The organism is Silvibacterium dinghuense (assembly GCF_004123295.1).
In the GTDB taxonomy this organism is placed as follows: domain Bacteria; phylum Acidobacteriota; class Terriglobia; order Terriglobales; family Acidobacteriaceae; genus Silvibacterium; species Silvibacterium dinghuense.
Genome location: NZ_SDMK01000004.1, coordinates 210,788 through 231,992, shown reverse-complemented (window position 1 = coordinate 231,992; position 21,205 = coordinate 210,788). Strand labels below are relative to the sequence as shown.

Below are 21,205 nucleotides of genomic sequence, written 5' to 3'. Positions count from 1 at the left end.
GAATGGGGCCGTAGAGATACTGGAAGTTACTTGGCCTCAGCGGGCCGGATGACGGCTCCGTCGAGGTAGGGGTGGTCCAGTCCCCAGAGCTTTGCTCCGGGTTGGCCTTGCAGATCGAGCACTACGACCTCGTTCCTGCCTTTGCGCAGCCAGGGTCCGGGCAGATAGAGGGCTTTCTGCGGACCTACGTTCCAGACGCGACCTAAGTTATGTCCGTTGACCCAGACCTGTCCCTTGGTGAAGGCGCTGGTGTCTAAGAACGTGTCGCGCTGCTCCGTTACGTTGAAGCTGGCGCGATAGAAGCAGACGCCGGTGCAGGGCTCGCTCGAGAAGGTCAGCTTCTGCGGCGCGTCATGATCTGGATAGTCGATGGGCAGCGAGTAGTTATCCCAGCCGGTAAGTGGAGTTACCGCGCCCTTGCTATCTTTTACTGTCACGCCGGTAAGTAAACCTACGCGCTCGCCGGGGATGGCCTTGCCATAGTTCACACGTGCAGTATTTTCGACGAGAATGTCGAGGCGAGCCTTGCCCGCCGGTACATCGATAGGCAGGGTGTGCTGGTCGTAGCGGCGGTCGACGGTGCCGAGCAGGCGTCCATCGATATAGACCTGCGCGTAGCTGTGCAGCTTGCCGAGATTGAGCTCGCCCGCAACCGGACCATCGAGCGTGGTGCGATAGAGGACGTAGCCGTAGGCCTGGTCGAGCGCCTCCATGGTGAGCGGCTGCTCGGAGTGCACGGGCTTGGGCAGCGTCTTCCAGAGCGAGATGGAGCCGGTGACGGGGAAGGTCGGGATGGCCTGCGCGGGCGCGACCTCGGGGATGGGCGGCGGCTCGTGTCCGGTGGCCTCGGCGATGGTCTTGCGCAGCAGCAGGTACTTCGGCGTGACGCGGCCGCTCTCGTCGAGCGGGGAGTCGTAGTCGTAGCTGGTGGTGTCGGGCTGGTAGTTCTTGCCGTCGGAGTTCGCGCCTTCGGCGTTGGCGCCGTTCATCCAGCCGAAGCTGGTGCCGCCGTGGAACATGTACATGCTGACGGAGTAGCCCTGCTTGAGCATCCAGCCGACTTCGTCGGCTTCCTGCTGCGGACTGCGAGTCTCATGCGGCGAGCCCCAGTGATCGAACCAGCCGGCCCAGTACTCGCCGGACATGAAGGGGCCCTGCGGGCGCAGCTTGTGCAGCTTTTCGAACTCGCCCTTGGCTTCGCCGGTGCCGAAGTTGATGACGGCGGGCAGCTCGGGCAGCGAGCCGCGAGTCAGCTCGTCGGCGCCGTCGGCGGTGTAGAGCTGCGCCCTGGTGAAGCCGGCGTCGATGAGGGCATGGTGAATGTCTTCCATGTACTCGTGGTCGTCACCGTAGGAGCCATACTCGTTTTCGACCTGAACCTCGATGATGGGGCCGCCGTTGCCGATCTGCAGCGGCGCAACCTCCTGGCCGAGGCGCAGGAGCCAGGTGCGAGCGGCATTGAGGAACTTGGGATCGCGTGAGCGGACGTTGATGCTCGGGTCCTTGAGCAGCCAGGCGGGGTAGCCGCCGAACTCCCATTCGGCGCAGGCGTAGGGGCCGGGGCGCAGGATGACGTAGAGGCCTTCCTGCTGCGCCTCGCGGACGAACTCGGCAATGTCCTTGTTGCCGGAGAAGTCGTAGACGCCGGGCGTGGGCTCGTGCTCGTTCCAGAAGACGTAGGTGGTGATGGCGTTGAGGCCCATGGCCTTGGCCATCTTCAGGCGCGCGCGCCAGTACTCGCGCGGCACGCGGGCGTAGTGCATCTCGCCGGAGATGATCTGGAAGGGCTTGCCGTCGAGCAGGAACTGGCCGTTCTCGACTTTGAAGGAATGCGCGGTGTCGGCCGCCTGGTAGGTGGTCTGGGAAGTGGCCTGGGCAGAGAGAAGCTGGCAGCCGCCGAGGGCGAAGGCGGAGAGCAGGAGCGCGGATGATATCGATTTCATTTGGAATTTCATGGGCTCGTGAACAGGGTAACGAAATTGTGAGGCTGGGGGTAGGATTTGTCTCCCATACGAGCCGAAATCGGAATCGCGAGCTGGTGGGATTGTGAAAGGAGGCTTGACAGGCGCATCGTCATTGTTAGATAGAATGCTACATAGGGCTGCTGTACGAACGAGGTGGCGGATGGATTTCGATTATGTCGTGATGCCGGTGGTGATTGTGGTGCTTGCGCTGATTGTCGATGGGCTTGGCCTGCGCTATGCCTTTGCCGTGTCGAGGAGACCTCTGAGGCGTGGTCAGAAGGCAATCCGCCTAGTGGGTGCATGGGCGGCGATGATGCTGGCGTCTTCGGTGGCGACGTTGAGCGCCTACAACGCGATTGCGATGCATGCCTTCTGGGTAAAACATCCGCCGGCGGGCGAGTTCGAAGCGGTGAACGGCGCAAGGATGTACATCCACTGCATGGGAGAAGGCTCACCGGCCTTGGTGCTCGACTCCGGGCTTGGTGACGATTCGATGATGTGGGCTCAGTTGCAGCCCGTGCTGTCGAAGACGACGCGAGTGTGTGCGTATGACCGCGCCGGATTTGGAGGGAGCGAGCCTACGGCCGGGCCCCAGGATGCGGACCAGATCGTAGAGGCGCTGCATGGACTGCTCGGCGCGGCGAGCATATCTGGCCCTGTGGTGCTGATGGGGCATTCGATTGCCGGGATCTATATCCGCGACTACGCCGTGAAGTATCCGGAGGACGTTGCAGGGCTGATCTTTGTGGATGCTTCGACGCCGTTTCAGGATCGAAAGATGGGAGTCACAATGGGCGGCGGTCCGCCGCCTTGGTTGTTGCAGTTTGCGATGATTGTGGGGGTGCCTCGGCTGATTGGAATGTGCTCATCGCACGGAAGCGGAGAGAACACCGATTATCCTGTGATGAAAAGCGAAGACCGCTGCCGCATGTACTATCCGGCGCTGGCCATGGAACTCCGCGCGTTCGGCGATTCGAGCGGAGAGGCGTCACGCCGGAGTAGCTTTGGCTCGCTGCCGGTGCTGATCTTTTCGCACGATCCATTTGGGACGCTGCCGCGTAAGCCTCAATCTGCAGACGAGAAGAAAAGGCAGGGCATGTGGGACGGGCTGCAGGAGAATCTGAAGTCGCTCTCAACACGCAGCCGGAGGATCATTGTGACGGGTGGCACGCATCATCTCTTTGAGGAGCGGCCGCAGCTGGTGGTGGATGAGGTGACGGCGTTTCTGGAGCAGATCCGCGGGACTGCGCCGCAGCCTACAACCTATGGTTCGACAACGCGGGAATAGGCCTGCTTTGCTGGACTGGCCGTCCAGGCATTCCGCGCCTCACGCCTCCGCCCCCGCTGCTACGCGCAGAGCGATCCGCCTTCGGCCCCCGCTTCCTCTGGTCGCGATTTGGGATTGTTCATAAAAAGAGAAAACCGGGTGGCTCATGCAAATTTGTTATTGGCTTGTGTGGGGCGAGAAATTTGTTTCTGTCGGAGTTTGTGCTCTCCTGCGCCTCAAACGCAAGATGCGGGGCACCCGGCGGGGAGTTTGCAGGTGCTCTGGCTCAGCGCTCGGTGAGCAGGGCGTCAATTTGCTCGAGCGTGAAGCGGCTGCCGAGGCGGCGGCGGGTATAGGAAAGCACGAAGGCGGATATCGTCAGGCAGACGATGGAAATGAACCAGAGGCTGGACCGGAGGTCGTAGACCAGGCTGGCGAGGATCAGGAGCATGGGAAGAAGGTCAAGGGCGGCGAGGCGCAGAGAGCGTTGCAGCTGCTGCCGGTAGTAGAGGATCACGGCGTGAGCGTCGTCCTGATCGGGGACCTCGTCGCGGAGAAAGAGGTAACGGCTGTGGAGGAACTGGGCGAAGAAGAGCGTGGCCTGGGTGGCAAGCATCAGGAGGCTGCCGACGGGGTCCTTGCGATGGCCGATATGCGCGACAATCAGGGCTATCCAGATCAGGCCCGCTGCCCAGATCAGGTATCTGCCGGTCCGGAGATCGGTGGCCTGGCCGCGGCGCCGCGAGGCGAACTTCTCCGCCTCGGCGGCAAGCTCCTCCATGGTGTGGATGGGCGCCGGCCGGTAGTGCGCGAGCACGCGCAGGCTGCCGCAGGCCCAGTTGAGGGCGCGCCAGTCGTTCCCGATGCAATCGAGTTCTGCGGCGATGGCCTCCGCCCATGGCTTCGAGCCGGGAGAGGCGTGTCGCACCGTAAACTCTGCCAGCCGCCGTGCGATGTTGCGAATGAGGCTCATGGCTTCATATCCCGAATGCCGGTTTGCGTGCGGTGAGAGTCATGGTGTCTTCCGCCCAGTCGCGCGCGGCGCGCACACCGTTCGCGGTGAGGCGATACATGTGACGCGGCGGGCGCCCGTTCTCCGCGGCTTCCCACCTGGTTTCGAGCAACTGCTGCTCGGCGAGGCGGATGAGCAGCGGATACAGTGTTCCGGACTTGAGACCGGTCTCACGGCTGATGTCGTAGCCGTAGCTCCACGCGCGCGGGGAGCGCAGGAGCTCGCGAAGGACAAGGGCTGTCTGCGGAGTGCGGCGTAGCTTCACGTGGATAAATCTACATATGTAGATTTAGGTTGTCCAGAGGATTGTGCCTGTCTTCACCCCCTGGCATGCGTGCCCGGGTATCCGCAGACGCGTATGTCTGGGGTGAAGCTGTGCCCTGATGCGTTGCTTTTTTCTCTCGCGCGTTTATCGCCCATCCCTGCCAGGCAAAAGAATTCGAGTGGCTCATGCAAATTTGTTATTGGCTTGTGTGGGGCGGGAAATTTGTTCTTGTTGGAGTTTGTGCTCTCCTGCGCCTCAGACGCGAGACGCGGGGCATCCTTTTCGTGCCTTCGGCATGCTTCAGCATTCAGCAAAGCATATTGCCGATGGTATGATCGGGGCGCTTTTCATGCTTCCTGAGCGATGCAGAGAAACAGTGTGTGCGTTTGCAGGCTGGAGCGGAGGTGGGAATGAAACCTTACGTTGGATATGCCGCACTGGCTCTCATCACCGGCACGATGTGCTTTGCACAGGACACAGGCGCGATCAGAACGATCAAGAACGCTCCGTTTTCCGCCGAATTCCAGGGGTTGAATGCTCATGCAAGTGACTCGCTGACATGGACTGCGCAGGTTGCCCGCTCAAGCAGCGGGAGCGTGTACCAGGCCCACTTTTTTACCTCGGGCGTTGCGAAAGACAGCCTCAACAACATGCATATCCGCATCCTCGATGCTTCGAGCGGCTGCAATCTGTATATCTCCCCATTCGTGTCGCAAAGACACCAGGCAAGCAACGGCACATGGCTTGGAGGCATGGCCGGGTTGAGCATCAACCTCTACGCGGATCGTTCCGAGCAGCGCTCTGTCACGGTCGAAGATCTTCGCCGCGGGTATGCGCGACAGCAGCAGCAATTTATCGAGACGCCGCAACGGGATATGTCCGAAGGCATGGTCCGCCGCAGTTCTCTTGGAGAAAGAGAGGTGGACGGCACGGCCCTCTTCGGACTGCATATGGAAAGCGCGCCGGATGCAGAAAGACATTTCACGCAGGACGAATGGGAATCGGATCTGGGGTTTACCTATAGCTTCCGCTCGACGAATCTGGAGGATGGGAGTACCCAGAGCTTCAGCGCAGCGCATGTAAAGCTGGCAGAACCCGATCCTGCGCTGTTCACGGTGCAGGAGAAGTATTTTCCTCCTACCGACGTGTTTTCCAATGCGAAGACTGTATTCGTTTCCGCATCGGCCGGGGATGCGAATCTGCAACGCCGCATTGCGTCGATCCTGACCGCGTCCGGGCACCTGACTGCGGCTCCCGATGCGCAGTCCGCGGACCTGACTGTGCACCTGCGGCCGCTCTCGCCGCCTGCTCCTTCTGCGTCCGATCAGGAGATGGAGATGCAATTCCGCAGGCCGGGCAATGAAATTCCTGTGTCCATCGTTCTTCATCTGCAACATGCATCCGTCGACTGGACAGATGCGCCCGTGGTCAGCACATGTTTCGCGAATCTATGGAGCCAGATGGAAGCCCTGCCTATCTCCACTCCGGCTCCTGATGGGGAGAAGTTCTGAGTTCCTCTCACTGGGGTATGCAGGCATACGCGCTTACTCAGGCTTCTTATCTTTCCTCTGTGGATTTGTCCTGGGTTGCCCGCCGCAGAGTTGTGACGGGGATGGAGCCGTCAGGCCGCGGTGGTACTTTCCACGAAAGCTGGTCCCCCTTCATTTCGTAACTGCGTACCTGAACGGTGTCATCCCAGTTCGGCCAGGAGGCGCGATCGATGCGGAAGGTGATGGTGTGCCGATCTGGATCGACGGCGTACGTGCCGAAGTGAACGCTCATTCCGAGCGCGGCGTTTTTGAACTCTTCCGCCGTTACCTGATTCCTGTCTGCGGATGAAAACTTTGCGCGGTCGGCGCGATAGATCTGCACGGAGTAGTGGCCGTCGGCTGTAAAGATGATCAGACCATGAGGATTGCTGCCGAAGTCCGGAACCGTGGTTCCATCGGGCAGCACCTTGTCTGCTCCTGTAAGAATCCATGTGCCGACAATGGAAGAGCTCTGCGCCATGGCTGCCAGGGGAGCGCACAGCAGTGCGATGAGAAGGGCAAGACTGCGAGTCATCATGCGGCGACTGTAGCAATGTGTCCCGGGCTGCACAATTTGATTCTTCTCAACGCTCGGGTGAGTGGGGCTCACGAGTGATGCGGCGTTGTTTCGGAGGGCCGGATTGCTGCAGGATCGGCTCGAGAGAGCTGGTCAGCAGGGATGCCATGTGATCCTCCGCCGCGCCGCTCGCCTGTGCATGGCGGTGCAGGGTGACCGGGAAGCTGCCCAGGGGTGGAAGCCCGAAGAGCGAGGCGCCCGCGATAAGTCCGCCAGGAAGATGGATGGCGGCGCGCGCGGTGATGCCGAGTTTGCCGCGCAGTGCTGCCCAGAGACCATCCAGGCTTGGGCTGACTGCGGCGATACGATGCGGGATTTGCCCGGTTTCAAGCTGCTGCAGCGCGCACTTGCGAAAGGCGCACTGCGGACCGAGAAGCGCAAGCGGTATTGGCTGGTTGCCCGGAGGTGCAAAATCCGGGGACGCGATCCATGCCAGGCCGATTCGTCCGACCATCCGTGCGCCGGCACGGTCGGCATGGCCGATAACGACAGCGAGATCCAGGTCGCCTTTCTCGGTCGCTTCCACTAATCGTGCGTTGCCTTCGATATGCAGCTCGACCTGCATGCGGGGATAAATGCTGGCGAAGTGGGACAGCACGGGCGGCAGAACAAAAGCGAAATCCTGCGGGCAGCCAATGCGAATCTGGCCTGCAAGCTTTGCTCCCTGCAGCGTGGCCAGCAGTTCATCGTTCAGGGACAGTATGCGGCGCGCATAAGCCAAGGCTGTCTCGCCGGCTTCCGTGAGAGCAAGGCCCCGGCCGCGCTTGCGAAAGATGGGCAGGCCAAGCTCATCCTGCAGGCGCTTCATCTGCAGGCTGATCGCGGAGGGTGTGCGTCCGAGATCAGCCGCAGCCTGTGCCAGGCCGCCCCGATCATGGGCGACTGCGAGGGTCCGTAAGATGTCGAGGTCGAGATTGATGCGGGGTGCCATCCTGTCCTGATGCTACCAATGCATCCTCTCTTTGAGGAGCGGCCGCAGAGCCAACCGTGCGGCCTTCGGCCTCCGCTCCCTCTGGTCGCGATTTGGGTTTTCTGTGGGGGAGACGGAAATGGGTGCCCCATCCTCGCTTCCGTTGGATGGGGGAAATTTGACGTATTCGTCTGAAGTTTTGTCTGAGTGAGGAGAACCCACGTCTCAAATGCGAGACGTGGGGCACCCGGGTTCGTGCTTCCCCTTACAAGTCGCAGAGAGCGCGGCTTGCAGGGGCCGCTCGTTGTGGGGCGCGAGGCGCAAAAAAAACCGGCCCGATGTTCCGGGCCGGCGTTTGTGAGCAAAATGTGATCGTGATGGTTACATTTTGGGCAGCCTGCTGGTGTCCCATCCTCCGCCCAGTGCCTTGATGAGCAGGACGCTGGCTTCGAGGCGGCGCTGCATGATGGCGAGATCGTTGCGCTGGTTGTTGAGCGCGGCGGTCTGCCAGGTGACCACCTGCAGATAGGTATCGACGCCGCCTTCGTAGCGGGTCTGGAAGAGATCGAGCGACTGCTCGGCCGATTCGGTGGCCTGGTGCTGCTGATCGGCCTCGTGCGAGAGCACACGCAGCGCGGCGAGATTGTCTTCGACCTGCTGGAAGGCGGTCAGCACCGTCTGCCGATAGGTGGCGACCGTTGCATCGTACTGCGCTTCGGTCATCACTTTCGTCGACTTGCGGCGGCCGGCGTCGAAGAGCGTCTGCGAGAAGGTCGGTCCCACAGCCCAGAAGCGCGAAGGCCAGTTGAACCAGTTGAGCGCCGAGGTGCCCTGCAGGCCGAAGAGCGCGCTGAGGGAGAGCGTTGGGTAGAACGCTGCCTGGGCGATGCCGATCTGCTCGTTGGCCGCGGCCATGCGGCGCTCGTCGGCGGCGATATCCGGGCGGCGCTCGAGGAGCTCGGCGGGCACGGTGGCCGGGATCACCGGGAGCAGCGGGGTCTGCTGGTTGAGCGGTGTGCGGTCGAGGGTGAACTCGGCCGGGGGCTTGCCGATCAGGACGGCGATGGCGTGCTCATATTGGGCGCGCTGCACTTCGATGTCGGTGAGCTGTACCTTGGTCTGGTCGAGCTGGGTGCGGGCCTGGGCCACATCGGACATGGGCGCGGCGCCGCCTTCGAAGCGATCCTGCGTGAGCTGGAGCGCCTGCTCGTAGGCCTTCACCGTGTCTTCGAGGAGCTTGGTCTGCGCATCGTCGGTGCGCAGGCCGAAGTAGTCCATCGCCAGCTCGGCATGGAGGCTGAGGCGGACGCTTTCGAGGTCAGCGGCGTTGGCCTGCGCCTGCTCGCGGGCGGCGGTGACGCCGCGGCGGATGCGTCCCCAGAGATCGACCTCGTAGTTCAGATCGAAAGGCAGCGAGAAGTTGCCCTCGCCGTCGTTGACCTCGGTCGAGGAGAAGTAAGGCTGGTGCGCGGAGTCGCGCACGGCGCCGACCGAAGGCGAGACCCCGATGGTCGGTGCCTCGTAGGAACGGGCGTAGCCGATCTGTGCGCGGGCGGCGCGGAAGTTGGCTTCGGCGGCCTTGAGCGTCTGGTTGGCGGTGTCGATCTGGCCTTCGAGCGTGCTCAGCTCGGAGTCGTTGTAGATGGTCCACCAGTCGCCCTTGAGGGCGTTGTCGGCGGGCTGGCCGGGCTTCCACCCGTCCTGATTTTGAGCGGAAGTGTCGTGCGCAGCGGAGGACTGTGCTGCATTGTCAGCAGATGCCGGCGGCTGTTCCTTGAAGGCCGGCGGCGTGGGCACGTCGGGACGCTTGTAGTTGGGCCCGACCGTGCAGCCGGCAAGAGGCAGCAGGGCCGCGGCCATCACCGATGCCGCGCGGAGTAAGGAGACGTGCTTCATGCTCCGGCTCCCGGCTTGGTTTCGACGCGCACCGGCTGGCCCTGCGCGAGCGAATCGGATGGATTGAGGATGACCTGGTCCTGATCGTCGATGCCGGAGGTGATTTCGACGGTGGCGCCGTAGTCGTGGCCGACGGTCACCGGAACGAGATCGACCTTGCCGTCGCGGACGACGCCGACGCGCAGTCCCTCGGCGCGGAAGAGGAGCGTATTCGAAGGCAGCGTGAGCGAGCGGTCCTCGGCAGGCACGGGGATATGTACGAAGGCGTACTGGCCGGGGAGCAGCTTGTGGTCCTGGTTCTCGATATCGACTTCGACGTTCAGGGTGCGGCTGGTGAGGTCGATCGAATCGGAGTTGCGGACGACTGCGCCTTCGAACTTCTGGTTTGGCGCGGCGTCGGAGGTGATGACCACCTTGTCGCCGTTCTTCACGAAGCGGGCATCGGCTTCGGGCACGGGCACGAACATGCGCAGCCTGTCGGTCGCGGCCATGTGGAAGAGCTCGGTGCGCAGCGAGCTGGAATCGCCGGCCTGGATGAGCGAGCCGATGTCGATGTTGCGCGCGGTGATGACGCCGGTGAAGGGCGCGTAGACCTTCTCAAAGCCCTGCAGCTGCTGCAGGCGGCCGAGGTTGGCCTGGGCGGAGGCGAGCGCCGACTGCTTGGCGGCGTAATCGCTGGTGGCCTGGTCGGCCTCCTGGCGGGAGACGGCATTTTTGGCCAGCAGCTTCTTCCAGCGCTCGGCGGTGATCTGCGCGATCTCGAGATTCGCCTGCGCGGTGGCCAGGTCGGACCTGGCCTGCTGGACCTGCTGATCGAGCTCGGGGGTCTCGATATCGGCCAGCAGCTCGCCCTGCTGCACGTGCGAGCCGATGTCGTGGTACCACTTCTTCAGGTAGCCGTTGGTGCGGGCGTAGATGCCGGTATCGATGTAGGCCTGGGTATTGACGGGCAGCACGATTTCGAGCGCCTTGGCGCCGCGCGATGCGGTGGTGACATCGACGGCTTCGATGGCGTCTTCGTGCGTGACGTGGGTCAGCTCGGAGGCATCGTGGGCACGCGAGCGGATACCGAAGACGATCGCGACCACGATGATGAGAGCGACCACGCCCAGGCCGATGAGAAAGGCCGGGGAAAGGCGGCGGTCCGGATCGACGATCACGGTGGGCTCTTCGGGAGCCGGTCGGGGAGCGTGATGGACCGGGGCCGTGAACTCTGCGGAGGGCGTGCTTTCCCTCGCGTCGCGGATTCCTTCGTTCTGATCGGGCATCGGGCTTCTGGGCCTGCTTTCTGAGGAATGTTCCATGGTCATGATCCCTGCTCTAGGCGTGCTGCGGGTGCAGTGCGTTGTGCTTCTCTTCGGCCGGGGCCGATCCTTTTTCGCGTCCGTGGAGCAGGGCGAAGACGGCAGGCACGAAGATGAGCGTGGCGACGGTGGCGCACATGAGGCCGCCGATGACGGCGCGTCCGAGCGGCGCATTCTGCTCACCGCCGTCGCCGAGGCCGAGCGCCATGGGCACCATGCCGATAATCATGGCCAGGGCCGTCATGCAGACGGGGCGGAAGCGGGTGGCGCCGGATTCGATGGCGGCGAGGATGGGGTCATGGTGCTCGGCCAGTCGCATCTTGGCGAAGGAGACCACCAGGATGGAGTTGGCCGTGGCCACGCCCATGCACATGATGGCGCCCATCAGCGCGGGCACGCTCAGCGTGGTGTGGGTGAAGAAGAGGAAGAGCACGATGCCGGCCAGCGCGGCGGGCAGCGCCGTGATGATGATGAACGGATCGAGCCACGACTGGAAGTTGACCACGATCAGCATGTAGACCAGCAGGATGGAGAAGACCAGTCCGCCAAGCAGCGAGATGTAAGAGCTGCGCATGGTGTTGACCTGTCCGCGCAGGCTGAGGAACATGCCGCGGGGCACGGTCTTCGACTGCTCGTCGACGATGGCCTGCACCTGCTTGCCGACGGCTCCGAGGTCGCGATCCTGCACCGCGCCGTAGATGTCGACGACGCGGCGGATGTTGTACTCGGAGACCACGGCGTCTTCATGGCCGCGATGGATGCCGGAGAGATCGTTGAGCGTTTCCGGTGTGGGGCGCGCGGGGCCGCCGTTGGCGGAATTGATGGGAATATTCTGCAGATCCTGCAGTGAATCCATGCGGTACTGCGGGGTTTGCGCGACGAGGTTGTAGTTCACGCCGTTCTTGTAGTTGAGGAAGAACATGGGCGTGATCTGGAAGCTGCCGCTGAGCGAGTTGAGCATGCTCTGCGCCACATCGCGCGCGGTGTAGCCGCCCTGGCCGGCCTTGGTGCGGTCCACGTCCACATCGAGCGTGGGATAGTCGAGCGGCTGCTGGATGCGCAGGTCGACAAGGCCCGGAACCTGGCGCAGTTTTTCCATCATGGCCGTGGCCACCTTGGTGCTCGATTCGAGATCGCTGCTCTGGATCTGGATATCGATGGGCGCGGGCAGGCCGAAGTTGAGGATCTGCGTGGTGATGTCGGCGGGCAGGAAGTAGAACGTGGTGCCGGGGAAATCACGCGGCAGGCTCTCGCGCAGCCTGCGGATGTAATCGGCGGTGGGGTGGTGGTCCTCGTTCAGCGAGACAAGGATGTCGGCGTCGGCTGCGCCGATGCCGCCGTTGGTCATGTGCATGGTGTTCATCGGGCTGTAAGGCAGGCCGATGTTATCGAGGATGTTGTTGACCTCGTTCGCGGGGATGGTCTTGTGAATGGCGTCTTCGACCTGGTCGGCGAGGCGCGCGGTCTCTTCGATACGCAGGCCGGTGCGGCCGCGCATGTGCAGGATGAACTCGCCCGAGTCGGTGGAGGGGAAGAAGTCCCGGCCGAGGAAGGGCAGCAGCAGGAAGGCGCAGCAGCAGCAGAGCAGGAAGACGGGGATGAAGGCCTTGCGCAGGAAGACGAGACGGGTAAGCAGCGTCTCATAGCCGGAGCGGACCTTCTCGAACTGGCGCTCGAAGCCGCGCTGGAAGAGCGTGAACGGATTGCGCGTGGGACCGGTGTGCTTGTGGCGCAGCAGGTACATGGCCAGGGTCGGCACCAGGGTTCGCGACAGGATATAGGAGGCGATCATGGCGAAGATGACGGCCTCGGCCAGCGGCGCGAAGAGGTACTTCGAGACGCCAGTCAGGAAGAACATGGGCAGGAAGACGATGCAGATGCAGAGCGTGGAAACCAGCGCGGGAACCGCGATCTGCGCGGCGCCGTCGAGGATGGCCTCGCGCATCTCGTAGCCGTTCTCGAGGAAGCGCTCGATGTTCTCGATGGTGACGGTGGCGTCGTCGACCAGGATGCCGACGGCCAGCGCGAGGCCGCCGAGGGTCATGGTGTTGATGGTCTCGCCGATCATGCTGAGCACGATGACCGAGGTGAGAATCGAGAGCGGGATGGAGACGGCGATGATGACGGTCGAGCGCCAGCTGCCGAGAAAGAGCAGGATCATCAGGCCGGTCAGGGCCGCGGCGATGATCGCCTCACGGATGACGCCCTGTACGGCCGAGCGGACGAAGACGCTCTGGTCGGCGATCGGAGTCATCTTGACCGCGGGCGGCACGAGCTGCGAGACGCGCGGCAGGAGGCCGCGGATGCCGGAGACGACCGAGAGCGTCGAGGCGCTGCCGCCCTTGAGGATGCTGATGAGCACGCCACGGCGGCCATCCTGGCGGACGATGTTGGTCTGGAAGGCGGCGCCGTCGCTGACGGTGGCTACATCGCGCAGGTAGACCATCGCGCCGTTCACCTGCTTGATGGGCAGCATGTCGAGCTCGGGGATGGTGCGGGGCGCGGCGTTGGAGCGGACGTCGTACTCGAGCGGGCCGATCTTGGCGGTGCCGGAGGGCAGCACGACGCTGCCGTTCTGCATGGCCGTCAGCACGTCGCCGGGCGAGACGCCCTTGGACTGCATCTTCTCCTGGTCCATGCTGACGGTGATCTGCGCCTGCTTGCCGCCGTAGACCTGGGGAATGACGGCGCCGGGGATGGTGACCAGCGCGGGACGGATGAAGTTCTGGGCGTAGTCGTTGAGCTGCTGCTCGTTGAGGCCCTGGCCGGAGATGCCGATCTGGATGATGGGCACGCTCGAAGCGGAGAAGTTGATGATCTCGGGCGGCAGGGTTCCGGGAGGCAGCTGGCGGAGCATGTACTGCGAGGCGGCGGTAACCTGCGCGTTTGCGGTGTCGAGGCTGGCGCCGGGCTGCAGGTAGATTTTGATGGTGGCGACGCCGTTGTAGCTGGTGGATTCGGTGTGCTCGATGTTGTCGACCAGCGTGGTGAGCGCCTTTTCATAGGGCGCGACCAGGCGGCCTTCCATCTGCTCGGGGTCGAGGCCGGTGTACTGCCAGGCGACGGAGACCACGGGGATGTTGATGTTCGGGAAGATATCGGTGGGCGTCCGCAGGATCACCACGGGCGCCATGATCAGGATGAGCAGGGCCAGGATGATGAAGGTATAGGGACGGTCCAGCGCTAATTTAACGATCCACACTTAGGGGAGGCCTCCGGGTGACAGGCTCTGGGTTAAAGCATTTCTCCTGACACCGTAGTGTCTCCAGCGGGCGTGCCATGCCGTCTTTCTTGAGAGAAAACGGCACTTGCGCTCTCGCCTCACGCGACAACCTCAGGAGAAATGCTCTAGGCACTCAATCGGAAAAACCGCTGCACCTATTTTGACCCAGTTTCGGACGTGGGGATTCGTTCTTTATTCCGTTGGCACCTATCGGAATAAACGATTGTTTATCACGTAAACTGTCTTTAATGGAGCTTAGACATCTGCGCTACTTCATCACGGTTGCGGAGACGGGCGGATTCGGACGCGCGGCGAAGCTGCTGCACGTGGCTCAATCGGCTATCAGCGAGCAGATTCGCGACCTGGAGACGGAGCTGGGCGTTCCGTTGTTTGATCGTCAGAACCGTCGAATTCAGCTCACCTACCAGGGCGAGCAGTTTCTGGAAGACGCGCGGGCGGTGATGGAGCAGGCGACCCGTGCGGTGGAGAATGTGCAGCGCACGCAGCGGGGCGAGGTTGGCAAGCTGACGGTCGGATTTTTCGTTGGTGGCATGGGGCCGTTCTTTTCGGCGATTATCCGCGAGTTCCGCCGCATCTATCCGGGCATCCAGGTATCGCTGGTGGAGATGGCGCCGGGCATGCAGTACCAGGCGCTGCAGGCGGGGACGATCGACGTGAGTTTCACGCGCACGCTGCCGGCGGTGCACGCCTCGCAGCTGCGTTCGGAGCCGCTGCGCACCGAGCCGTTCTACGCGGTGCTGCTGCGGACGCATCCGCTGGCGCGGCAGCCCTCGGTCTTCATGCGGGAGCTGGCCGGGGAGACCTTCATCCTGAACGACCGGCGGTATTCGCCGGCGGTCTTCGACAAGGTGATTACGCTGTGCACGGAGGCGGGATTTTCTCCGAAGCTGGGAGCGACGGGCAGCGTCTCTTCGGGAGTGATTGCGCTGGTGGAGGCAGGCGAAGGGGTGGCGATCCTGCCGCAGGGCTCGCGCATTCTGGGCAGTGAGGACATCGTGTGGGTGCCGCTGGCCGACAAGGGTGCGGTGATCGACATGGTCGTGGCCTGGTCGCCGAAGATGGAGCGCCCGGCGCTCAAATCCTTTCTGGAGATGGTGCGCAGACGGCGCAAGGTCGAAAAGATGTAGACGCCCGGCTCAGTTCGGGGTGGGCTGGGTTACGGCGTCGATCACGATGGTGTCGACCGGTGCCTTGCCGGCGCGGAGCCTGAGTCCCAGCTGCGGCAGGCCCTCGAGGACGGCGTTGGTCTGGTCGGCATTGGCTTCGTCGGGCGCATCGACATGGAAGTCGTACGAGCCGGTGATGCCGGTCTGGTCGATGACCGGGCGCTGGAGTGTTTCGCTGAGCTGCTGGGCGGTATAGGGCATGGTTGTGTTTTGCCCCACGATCTCGCCGTTCCCCTTGCCGTCGGAATAGACCATGACAATGGTGCGTGGCGGCCATTCCGGATGTTTCGGGGTATCGAGTTTCAGCGGCTTGCCGTTGCGTTCGAGGAAGTAGACGGGCTGCTCGGTCTTTTCCAGGTGGTACTTGAGGCCGAAGCGGTCGCGGAGCAGCGCCTGCAGCATAAGCCGCTGCTCATCGATTAATGGATGGGTGATGCCCGGAGGTGTGTACTGGCGTGCGGAAGAGTCATCGGGCGGCACGGCGGTGATGTCGAACCTCGATTGCTTCACCCAGTCCGGGCCGCCCGTGACGCGGACTATGGGAATATGGAAGGCCTCGGAGATGAGATAGGTGAGCCAGCACTGTCCTCCTTCAATCCGGCCGCCTGGGTAGGTGAGCAGGCCGATATACCGGACCGACGCGGGCTTGATGGTGGCCACGGCGAATTGCGGCAGCGGTTTGCCGGGCTGAGGGAGCAGGATGTCCTGTGCGTGCGCGGCCAGGGCCGAGGCGAGGGTGAAAACAGCGGCAGCGAGCAGGCGCATGGTCGAGTTCTCAACGGCAGGATGACAGCGGAAGCAGTGTAACGTCGTATGTTGGGCGCGTCCAGGTGTCTTGCCGGAGAGGTGACGCTGGAGATCGAGAGGCGTCCAGAAACACGAAGACCCGCTTTCTAGGCGGGCTGTGTGCGAATCATTGGTGACTGCTGTGCTTGTCTTCCGAAGAAGACAAAGCGTATTGGTGCCGAAGAGAGGACTCGAACCTCCACACCCTTGCGAGTACATGGACCTGAACCATGCGCGTCTGCCAATTCCGCCACTTCGGCACGCATGTGGTATCCAGCGTTGCGACTTACTGGACTGGCAGTGATTCTTAGTGTTACAGACGAGGAAGAGGATGTCAAACCGGCGTGACTTGCAGCCGGAAGCGCTCCGGATACGGCGCGGGACAGGGTCGACGCATCGTAGAAGAAAGAAAACAAAATGGCCCTCGCCGCCGGACCGGTCCCGGTTCGTTCCGGCTGCAACCTCTTATGGAGTGAGTTCCGCGTATGAGTCAGCCAGCCGATCTTCCGCCGATTCCCCTGGAACAGGCACAACAGATTCGGGCCTATGCCCACGATCTCAGCAACGCCCTGGAGATCATCCTGCAGACCAGCTACCTGCTGGGAACACTCGAACTCGGAGAACAGGGGCAGCATTGGCGCAAGCTGCTCGATGACGGAGTCCAGCAGGCGGCGCGCGTGAACCGCAATCTCAGGGAATATATCCAGCACAACAGCTAGCTGCTTCGCGCAGGGCGAATCGCCTTCGGCCTCCGCTCCCTTTGGTCGCGATTTGGGATCTGTGGGGTGGATCGGAAAGGGGTGCCCCATCCAAGCTCCGCTTGGGTGGGACGGTACGAACCTTCGTGACGCGTTTATCCTGCGAACCCATGTCTCAGAAGCGAGACATGGGGCACCCGGGTCGTTCTTCTGAAAAGTCTTTGCGGAACTTGGCGTGCTTTGCGTCCTGGCGCGAAAGGGATGCGTGCAGACGCACGACTCCCTCTGTGCTCTCTGTGTCCTCTGTGGTGAATCGCCTTTGTTCTTCCCCACGCAAGCCAACTTCGGGCTTGCATGGGCCACCCGGCTGCTGCGCGCAGGGGACTGCGCGTCCGGCGAATCGCTTCGCGTGGCGCTCCCTTTGGTCGCGATCCGATAGTGGGAGAAGTGAATTTTTTCCTGCGACGGCAGTGCGTTCGCTTATGCTCCTCAGTCAAAGGGCTGAGGTGCACGGATGCGGGTTCTTCTGGTTGCGCTGGTGAGTTGTCTGTCGTTGGCATCGGGTGTGGCCCAGGAGGCTGCGCCGCTCAAATACGATGTCGCCACGGTCAAGGAAAACAAATCGGCTTCGGGCATGACCATGCTCCGCTTTACGGGCAGTGACATGCTGAACGTCGAGAACGGGACTCTGCAGATCATGTTGTCGGCGGCCTACGGCCTCCATCCGTACCTGATCGAAGGCGTGCCGAAGTGGGGCGAAAACCAGCACTTCGATGTTCAGGCGAAGATCCTGGACGCGACGCCGGACCAGATCAAGGCGCTGACGATTGAGCAGCGGCGGGCGATGTTCGCGGCGGTGCTCGTGGATCGCTTCCATCTGAAGACACACTGGGAGACGCGCGAGAAGCCCGAGTACGAGCTGGTGCTGGCCAAGGGCGGCAGCAAGATGAAGGAAGGCTCGGGGCAGCAACACTCCAGAATGCTGAGCCCGAATACCCTGAATGCCAAGCAGCAAAGCGCCGCGGAGCTGGCAGAGGCGTTTGCCGATGCGCTGCAGGAGCCGGTCGTGGACAGGACCGGGCTCATGGGAAAGTACGATGTGGATCTGAAGTGGGCTCCCATGACGTCGAAGAGCGGCCCGGATGCTGCTCAGGATGAGGACGCGGCGCCGGACATCTTCACCGCAGTGAAGGAAACGCTGGGCCTCGAGCTGAAGCCTTCGCGCGGACCGGTGCAGGTGCTGGTGGTGGATGGCGCGGAGATGCCGGTTACAGACTAGGTCGTGTCCCCATATATCCAGGCTGAAAATAAGCGACTTGTATTGCGCATTGTCATTCCGACCGGAGTGAGCCGTAAGGCGAACGCAGCGGAGGAACCTGCAGTTTTCTCCACTCCGCAGGACGATAGAACTGTCCTGCTCCGGTCGAAATGACAATTTGTGGAATGGCTCTATGGGGATGCGACTTAGGTCGTGTCGACTTATAGCTCAGCCAAATCGTTGTCATCGCTTCGGCCGGGATGACAGCGCAGTGGTAAGTTTTATTTTCAACGCCTCTCTGTGTGGATACGGCCTGGAGGGAGATGCATGCGTATTCTGCTTGTTTCGCTGCTGGGTTGTCTGTCGTTGGTGTCGGGTGTAGCCCAGGAGGCCGCGCCGCTCAGGTACGACGTGGTGACGGTCAAGGAAAGCAAATCGACAGAGCCCATCACGCTGATTGATTCTGATTCCGGCGACATGCTGAAGGTCGAGAACTCATCGCTGATGACCATGCTGACGGTAGCTTTCGATCTTCACGAATACTTGATCGAAGGCGCGCCGAAGTGGGGACAGAGCAAGCACTTCGATGTGCAGGGGAAGATTCTCGATGCGACGCCGGACCAGATCAAGGCGTTGACGGAGGATCAGCGGCGGGCGATGTTCGTTGCGGTGCTCGAGGACCGCTTTCACCTGAAGACGCATTGGGAGACGCGCGACAAGCCGGAGTATGAGCTGGTGGTGGCCAAGGGCGGCAGCCGTCTGAAAGAGAGCACCGCGAAGCATCCCTCGAGCGGATTGAACTGGGACGGGATGGATGCCGAGATGCAGAGCTCCGGAGACCTGGCGAAGACGTTTGCGTTCGCGCTGGAGAAGCCGGTGGTGGATAAGACCGGGCTGACGGGAAGATACGACGTAACGCTGAAATGGGCTCCGCTGCGCGGAAAGCCGGACCCCTCTCCATCGGAGGACATCCGGCCTGACATATTTACGGTAGTGAAAGAGTCACTGGGGCTGGAACTGAAGCCCACCCACGGACCGGTGAAGGTTCTGGTGGTGGACAGCGCGGAAGAGCCTTCGCTGGAAAACTAGGGACTGGCCGTCCAGGCCTTTCGCCTTCGGCCCCCCGCTCCCGTTGGTCGCGGGCTGGCGTGTTGCGCAGCAAAACAAAACCGCAAGTCCTTCCACTGGTTCGCCTTGGACTCGCTCCGGTCGGGATGACATTGCGGTGGTGAGTTTTTATTTCAATCGTTCTGCGAATCCATGTCTCAGAGTCGAGACATGGGCATCTTTGATTTGTCTTTTCTGAAAACTCTTTGCAGCTATCTTCTCAGGACAAATAAATGCGCTGCAATAGTTTCAGCGCTGAAACTATTCAATTTAAGTGCATTAAGGAATACTCTAGAGCCGTTACTAGGCAAGTGCACGCCAGTTTAATTTACATGACTCTTATCGTTCGAGATCGTTCAACTGACGGCACTCTCGCACCTCCTGCAGTCAATTATCTGGACAATATTCCGGAAGACGTTTTGTTCTATAGGGAGCATTGCCAACTTCATCCTTCAGCAATTTACAACCGCTCGCTTGAAAAAATCGCTAGAGCATTCTGTTCAGTAACAAAAGAGTATTTTCTGGAAACGGACAATCTTCGCCGTGATAAAGATGCTGCTTTGGATGTCAGCCAACTCCTTGATTACCAAGTTCATTTCCTTAGAACGATGCAGGAATATTTAGATGAATTGTGGCTGATTCTTAAGACGCTGATCGATCCGAAATTGGCAAGCAAATCGAGTGAATTTACAGAACAATATGTCCTCGACAATAAATTGCCAGGAGCAAAATCATTTCAAGAGGCGATACGAGATTACAAGAGCACACTGCGGATAGCTAATAAACTCAAACATCAGCAGTGCTTCCTTAGAGTAGTAGCCGCGTGGTTCGGAAGGGATGTCCATCTTGGCTATTGCCTTGAGGAGCCAGATACAAATGGGATATTAGGACCTTCTCCAGAAGTTCATCCTGACCAGGGAGCCTTTTCTTTCGCTCGGGATCTAACTTGGCATATGGCGAATGTGTACCGTGGCTCAGATAAACTCATCAACGCTGTCCAAAAAGTACTTTCGGCAAAGGGTATATCCCTTCCGAAGACAAAAGTCGCGGATCATCTTCAATGGGATGCCGCGATTACGGAATTAGGGAAAATCCCAATGGCTTACTTCCCAAAAGAAATGCGAAAGCCTATTGCTAAATTCAACCTCGATGATTCTTCTCAAATATTGAAGATAAAACTGCCCTACCAAATGGCTGTGCAAGTGCCATATCCAAACAGAGTTGGATACCTTTTTACTCCACACAAACACAGCTTATCTTGTCGGCTTCCGTTATTGTGACTGATCTTATTGGGGTGAATCCGTGGTTTTGCCGTTTAAGCCGAAACTCTAAAAGTTCACAAAGAAGGTGGAAAGTTTGATATCTAGGGCCGCGGCGATGCGTTCAAGCACACGCCAATTCCTTCGGCCCCCCGCTCCCGCTGGTCGCGACCAGCGGGAGCGGAGGCCGAAGGTGGATCGCCCTGCGCGCAGCAGTTAGACCAGCTGGGCGTCGAGGGTGATCTCGGTGTTGCCGTGGAAGAGGCGCGAGATGGGGCAGCCGGCCTTGGCGTTGCTGGCTGCGGTCTCGAAGGCTGCCTCGGAGGCGCCGGGGACCTTGGCGCGGGTCACGAGCGTGATGTGGGTGATGGTGAAACCGGCGTCGGTCTTCTCGAACTTGACGTGCGCGGTGGTTTCGAGCGACTCGGGGGTGAGGTTGGCCTGGCCGAGCTGGGCGCTCAGGGCCATGGTGAAGCAGCCGGCATGAGCGGCGGCGATGAGCTCTTCGGGATTGGTGCCGATGCCGTTCTCAAAACGGGTGCCGAACGAATACTGAGTCTCCTTGAGGACTCCGCTCTGCGTCGAAATGACGCCCTTTCCGTCCTTCAGTCCGCCGTTCCAAACGGCGCTCGCGGTGCGCTCCATAACTGCTCTCCTTCGTTTTTGAGGGTTCTGCTCTGGGGTGATTGCCGGTGAGTTGGATGCGGGGACCGGGGCAAATGCTGGAACCCGCTTGCATACCTGTTTTGCTTCGCGGCCCGAAGACGGCCTGAGGCCGCGTTTAGAGCATAAACAAACCCAGGGTCCGGGTCGAATCGCCTCCGGCCTCCGCTCTCGTTGGTCGCGAAACCAGCCATGCCGGATCGCGACCATAGGGAGCGCCGCGCGAAGCGGATCGCCTGGACGGCCAGTCCCGCTGCTGGGTGCAGCCGCGGGCCGGTTATGATAGACAAAGCAGGCTTT

Annotated in this window: 17 protein-coding genes and 1 tRNA gene; 7 read left to right on the top strand and 11 right to left on the bottom strand. The window is 61.3% G+C overall.

Features of this window, described 5'->3' with window-relative positions; all coding sequences use genetic code 11:
- Positions 1 to 26: 26 nt before the first annotated feature.
- Entirely contained in the window at positions 27 to 1,943 is a 1,917-nt protein-coding gene (locus tag ESZ00_RS17115; protein ID WP_129209569.1) for a glycoside hydrolase family 35 protein, read from the bottom strand.
- 181 nt (positions 1,944 to 2,124) lie between these two features.
- Here ESZ00_RS17115 and ESZ00_RS17110 point away from each other — a divergent pair, with 181 nt between their 5' ends.
- Positions 2,125 to 3,252 carry an alpha/beta fold hydrolase gene (locus ESZ00_RS17110; protein WP_164981581.1) on the top strand — a complete coding sequence of 376 codons (1,128 nt, stop codon included), beginning with the start codon at positions 2,125 to 2,127 and terminating at the stop codon, positions 3,250 to 3,252.
- A 265-nt stretch (positions 3,253 to 3,517) separates the two neighbouring features.
- Here ESZ00_RS17110 and ESZ00_RS17105 read toward each other — a convergent pair whose 3' ends face one another.
- Together ESZ00_RS17105 and ESZ00_RS17100 are read right to left on the bottom strand one after the other, a co-directional pair.
- On the bottom strand, positions 3,518 to 4,204 hold the full coding sequence (locus ESZ00_RS17105) for a hypothetical protein (RefSeq protein WP_129209565.1): 687 nt from the start codon (positions 4,202 to 4,204) through the stop codon (positions 3,518 to 3,520).
- Between the two features lie 4 nt (positions 4,205 to 4,208).
- The gene (locus tag ESZ00_RS17100; protein ID WP_129209564.1) at positions 4,209 to 4,508 is read right to left on the bottom strand and encodes a PadR family transcriptional regulator; all 300 of its coding nucleotides are present in this window, start codon (positions 4,506 to 4,508) and stop codon (positions 4,209 to 4,211) included.
- 410 nt (positions 4,509 to 4,918) lie between these two features.
- Here ESZ00_RS17100 and ESZ00_RS17095 point away from each other — a divergent pair, with 410 nt between their 5' ends.
- Positions 4,919 to 6,019: a hypothetical protein gene (locus tag ESZ00_RS17095; protein ID WP_129209562.1), complete on the top strand. Its 1,101-nt coding sequence runs from the start codon at positions 4,919 to 4,921 to the stop codon at positions 6,017 to 6,019.
- 46 nt (positions 6,020 to 6,065) lie between these two features.
- Here the strand turns inward: ESZ00_RS17095 and ESZ00_RS17090 are convergent, their stop codons facing one another.
- The 5 genes from ESZ00_RS17090 to ESZ00_RS17070 all read right to left on the bottom strand — a co-directional run bounded on the left by ESZ00_RS17090 (position 6,066) and on the right by ESZ00_RS17070 (position 13,926).
- The gene (locus ESZ00_RS17090) at positions 6,066 to 6,575 is read right to left on the bottom strand and encodes a lipocalin-like domain-containing protein (protein ID WP_129209560.1); all 510 of its coding nucleotides are present in this window, start codon (positions 6,573 to 6,575) and stop codon (positions 6,066 to 6,068) included.
- 46 nt (positions 6,576 to 6,621) lie between these two features.
- Positions 6,622 to 7,545, bottom strand: a complete 924-nt coding sequence (locus ESZ00_RS17085; RefSeq protein ID WP_129209558.1) for a LysR substrate-binding domain-containing protein — start codon at positions 7,543 to 7,545, stop codon at positions 6,622 to 6,624.
- A 360-nt stretch (positions 7,546 to 7,905) separates the two neighbouring features.
- On the bottom strand, positions 7,906 to 9,420 hold the full coding sequence (locus ESZ00_RS17080) for an efflux transporter outer membrane subunit (protein ID WP_129209556.1): 1,515 nt from the start codon (positions 9,418 to 9,420) through the stop codon (positions 7,906 to 7,908).
- A complete protein-coding gene (locus tag ESZ00_RS17075) occupies positions 9,417 to 10,688 on the bottom strand; it encodes an efflux RND transporter periplasmic adaptor subunit (protein ID WP_129209554.1) in 1,272 nt (423 codons plus the stop codon). Before ESZ00_RS17075 ends, ESZ00_RS17080 begins: the two co-directional genes overlap by 4 nt.
- Positions 10,689 to 10,740: 52 nt before the next feature.
- Positions 10,741 to 13,926 carry an efflux RND transporter permease subunit gene (locus ESZ00_RS17070; RefSeq protein WP_129209552.1) on the bottom strand — a complete coding sequence of 1,062 codons (3,186 nt, stop codon included), beginning with the start codon at positions 13,924 to 13,926 and terminating at the stop codon, positions 10,741 to 10,743.
- A 269-nt stretch (positions 13,927 to 14,195) separates the two neighbouring features.
- Here ESZ00_RS17070 and ESZ00_RS17065 point away from each other — a divergent pair, with 269 nt between their 5' ends.
- Complete coding sequence (locus ESZ00_RS17065) at positions 14,196 to 15,095, top strand: LysR family transcriptional regulator (RefSeq protein ID WP_129209550.1); 900 nt, start codon at positions 14,196 to 14,198, stop codon at positions 15,093 to 15,095.
- 9 nt (positions 15,096 to 15,104) lie between these two features.
- Here ESZ00_RS17065 and ESZ00_RS17060 read toward each other — a convergent pair whose 3' ends face one another.
- Complete coding sequence (locus ESZ00_RS17060) at positions 15,105 to 15,899, bottom strand: TIGR03435 family protein (RefSeq protein WP_164981580.1); 795 nt, start codon at positions 15,897 to 15,899, stop codon at positions 15,105 to 15,107.
- 194 nt (positions 15,900 to 16,093) lie between these two features.
- Positions 16,094 to 16,180 (bottom strand) — tRNA-Leu (locus ESZ00_RS17055).
- 225 nt (positions 16,181 to 16,405) lie between these two features.
- On the opposite strand from ESZ00_RS17055, the gene ESZ00_RS17050 reads away from it, so the two are divergent.
- The 4 genes from ESZ00_RS17050 to ESZ00_RS17035 all read left to right on the top strand — a co-directional run bounded on the left by ESZ00_RS17050 (position 16,406) and on the right by ESZ00_RS17035 (position 20,263).
- A complete protein-coding gene (locus tag ESZ00_RS17050) occupies positions 16,406 to 16,639 on the top strand; it encodes a hypothetical protein (RefSeq protein WP_129209548.1) in 234 nt (77 codons plus the stop codon).
- A 493-nt stretch (positions 16,640 to 17,132) separates the two neighbouring features.
- On the top strand, positions 17,133 to 17,897 hold the full coding sequence (locus ESZ00_RS17045) for a TIGR03435 family protein (RefSeq protein ID WP_129209546.1): 765 nt from the start codon (positions 17,133 to 17,135) through the stop codon (positions 17,895 to 17,897).
- Between the two features lie 306 nt (positions 17,898 to 18,203).
- Positions 18,204 to 18,965 carry a TIGR03435 family protein gene (locus ESZ00_RS17040; protein ID WP_129209543.1) on the top strand — a complete coding sequence of 254 codons (762 nt, stop codon included), beginning with the start codon at positions 18,204 to 18,206 and terminating at the stop codon, positions 18,963 to 18,965.
- A 251-nt stretch (positions 18,966 to 19,216) separates the two neighbouring features.
- The gene (locus ESZ00_RS17035; RefSeq protein WP_164981579.1) at positions 19,217 to 20,263 is read left to right on the top strand and encodes a hypothetical protein; all 1,047 of its coding nucleotides are present in this window, start codon (positions 19,217 to 19,219) and stop codon (positions 20,261 to 20,263) included.
- A 195-nt stretch (positions 20,264 to 20,458) separates the two neighbouring features.
- On the opposite strand, the gene ESZ00_RS17030 is transcribed toward ESZ00_RS17035, so the two are convergent.
- Positions 20,459 to 20,887 carry an OsmC family protein gene (locus tag ESZ00_RS17030; protein WP_129209539.1) on the bottom strand — a complete coding sequence of 143 codons (429 nt, stop codon included), beginning with the start codon at positions 20,885 to 20,887 and terminating at the stop codon, positions 20,459 to 20,461.
- Between the last annotated feature and the right edge of the window lie 318 nt (positions 20,888 to 21,205).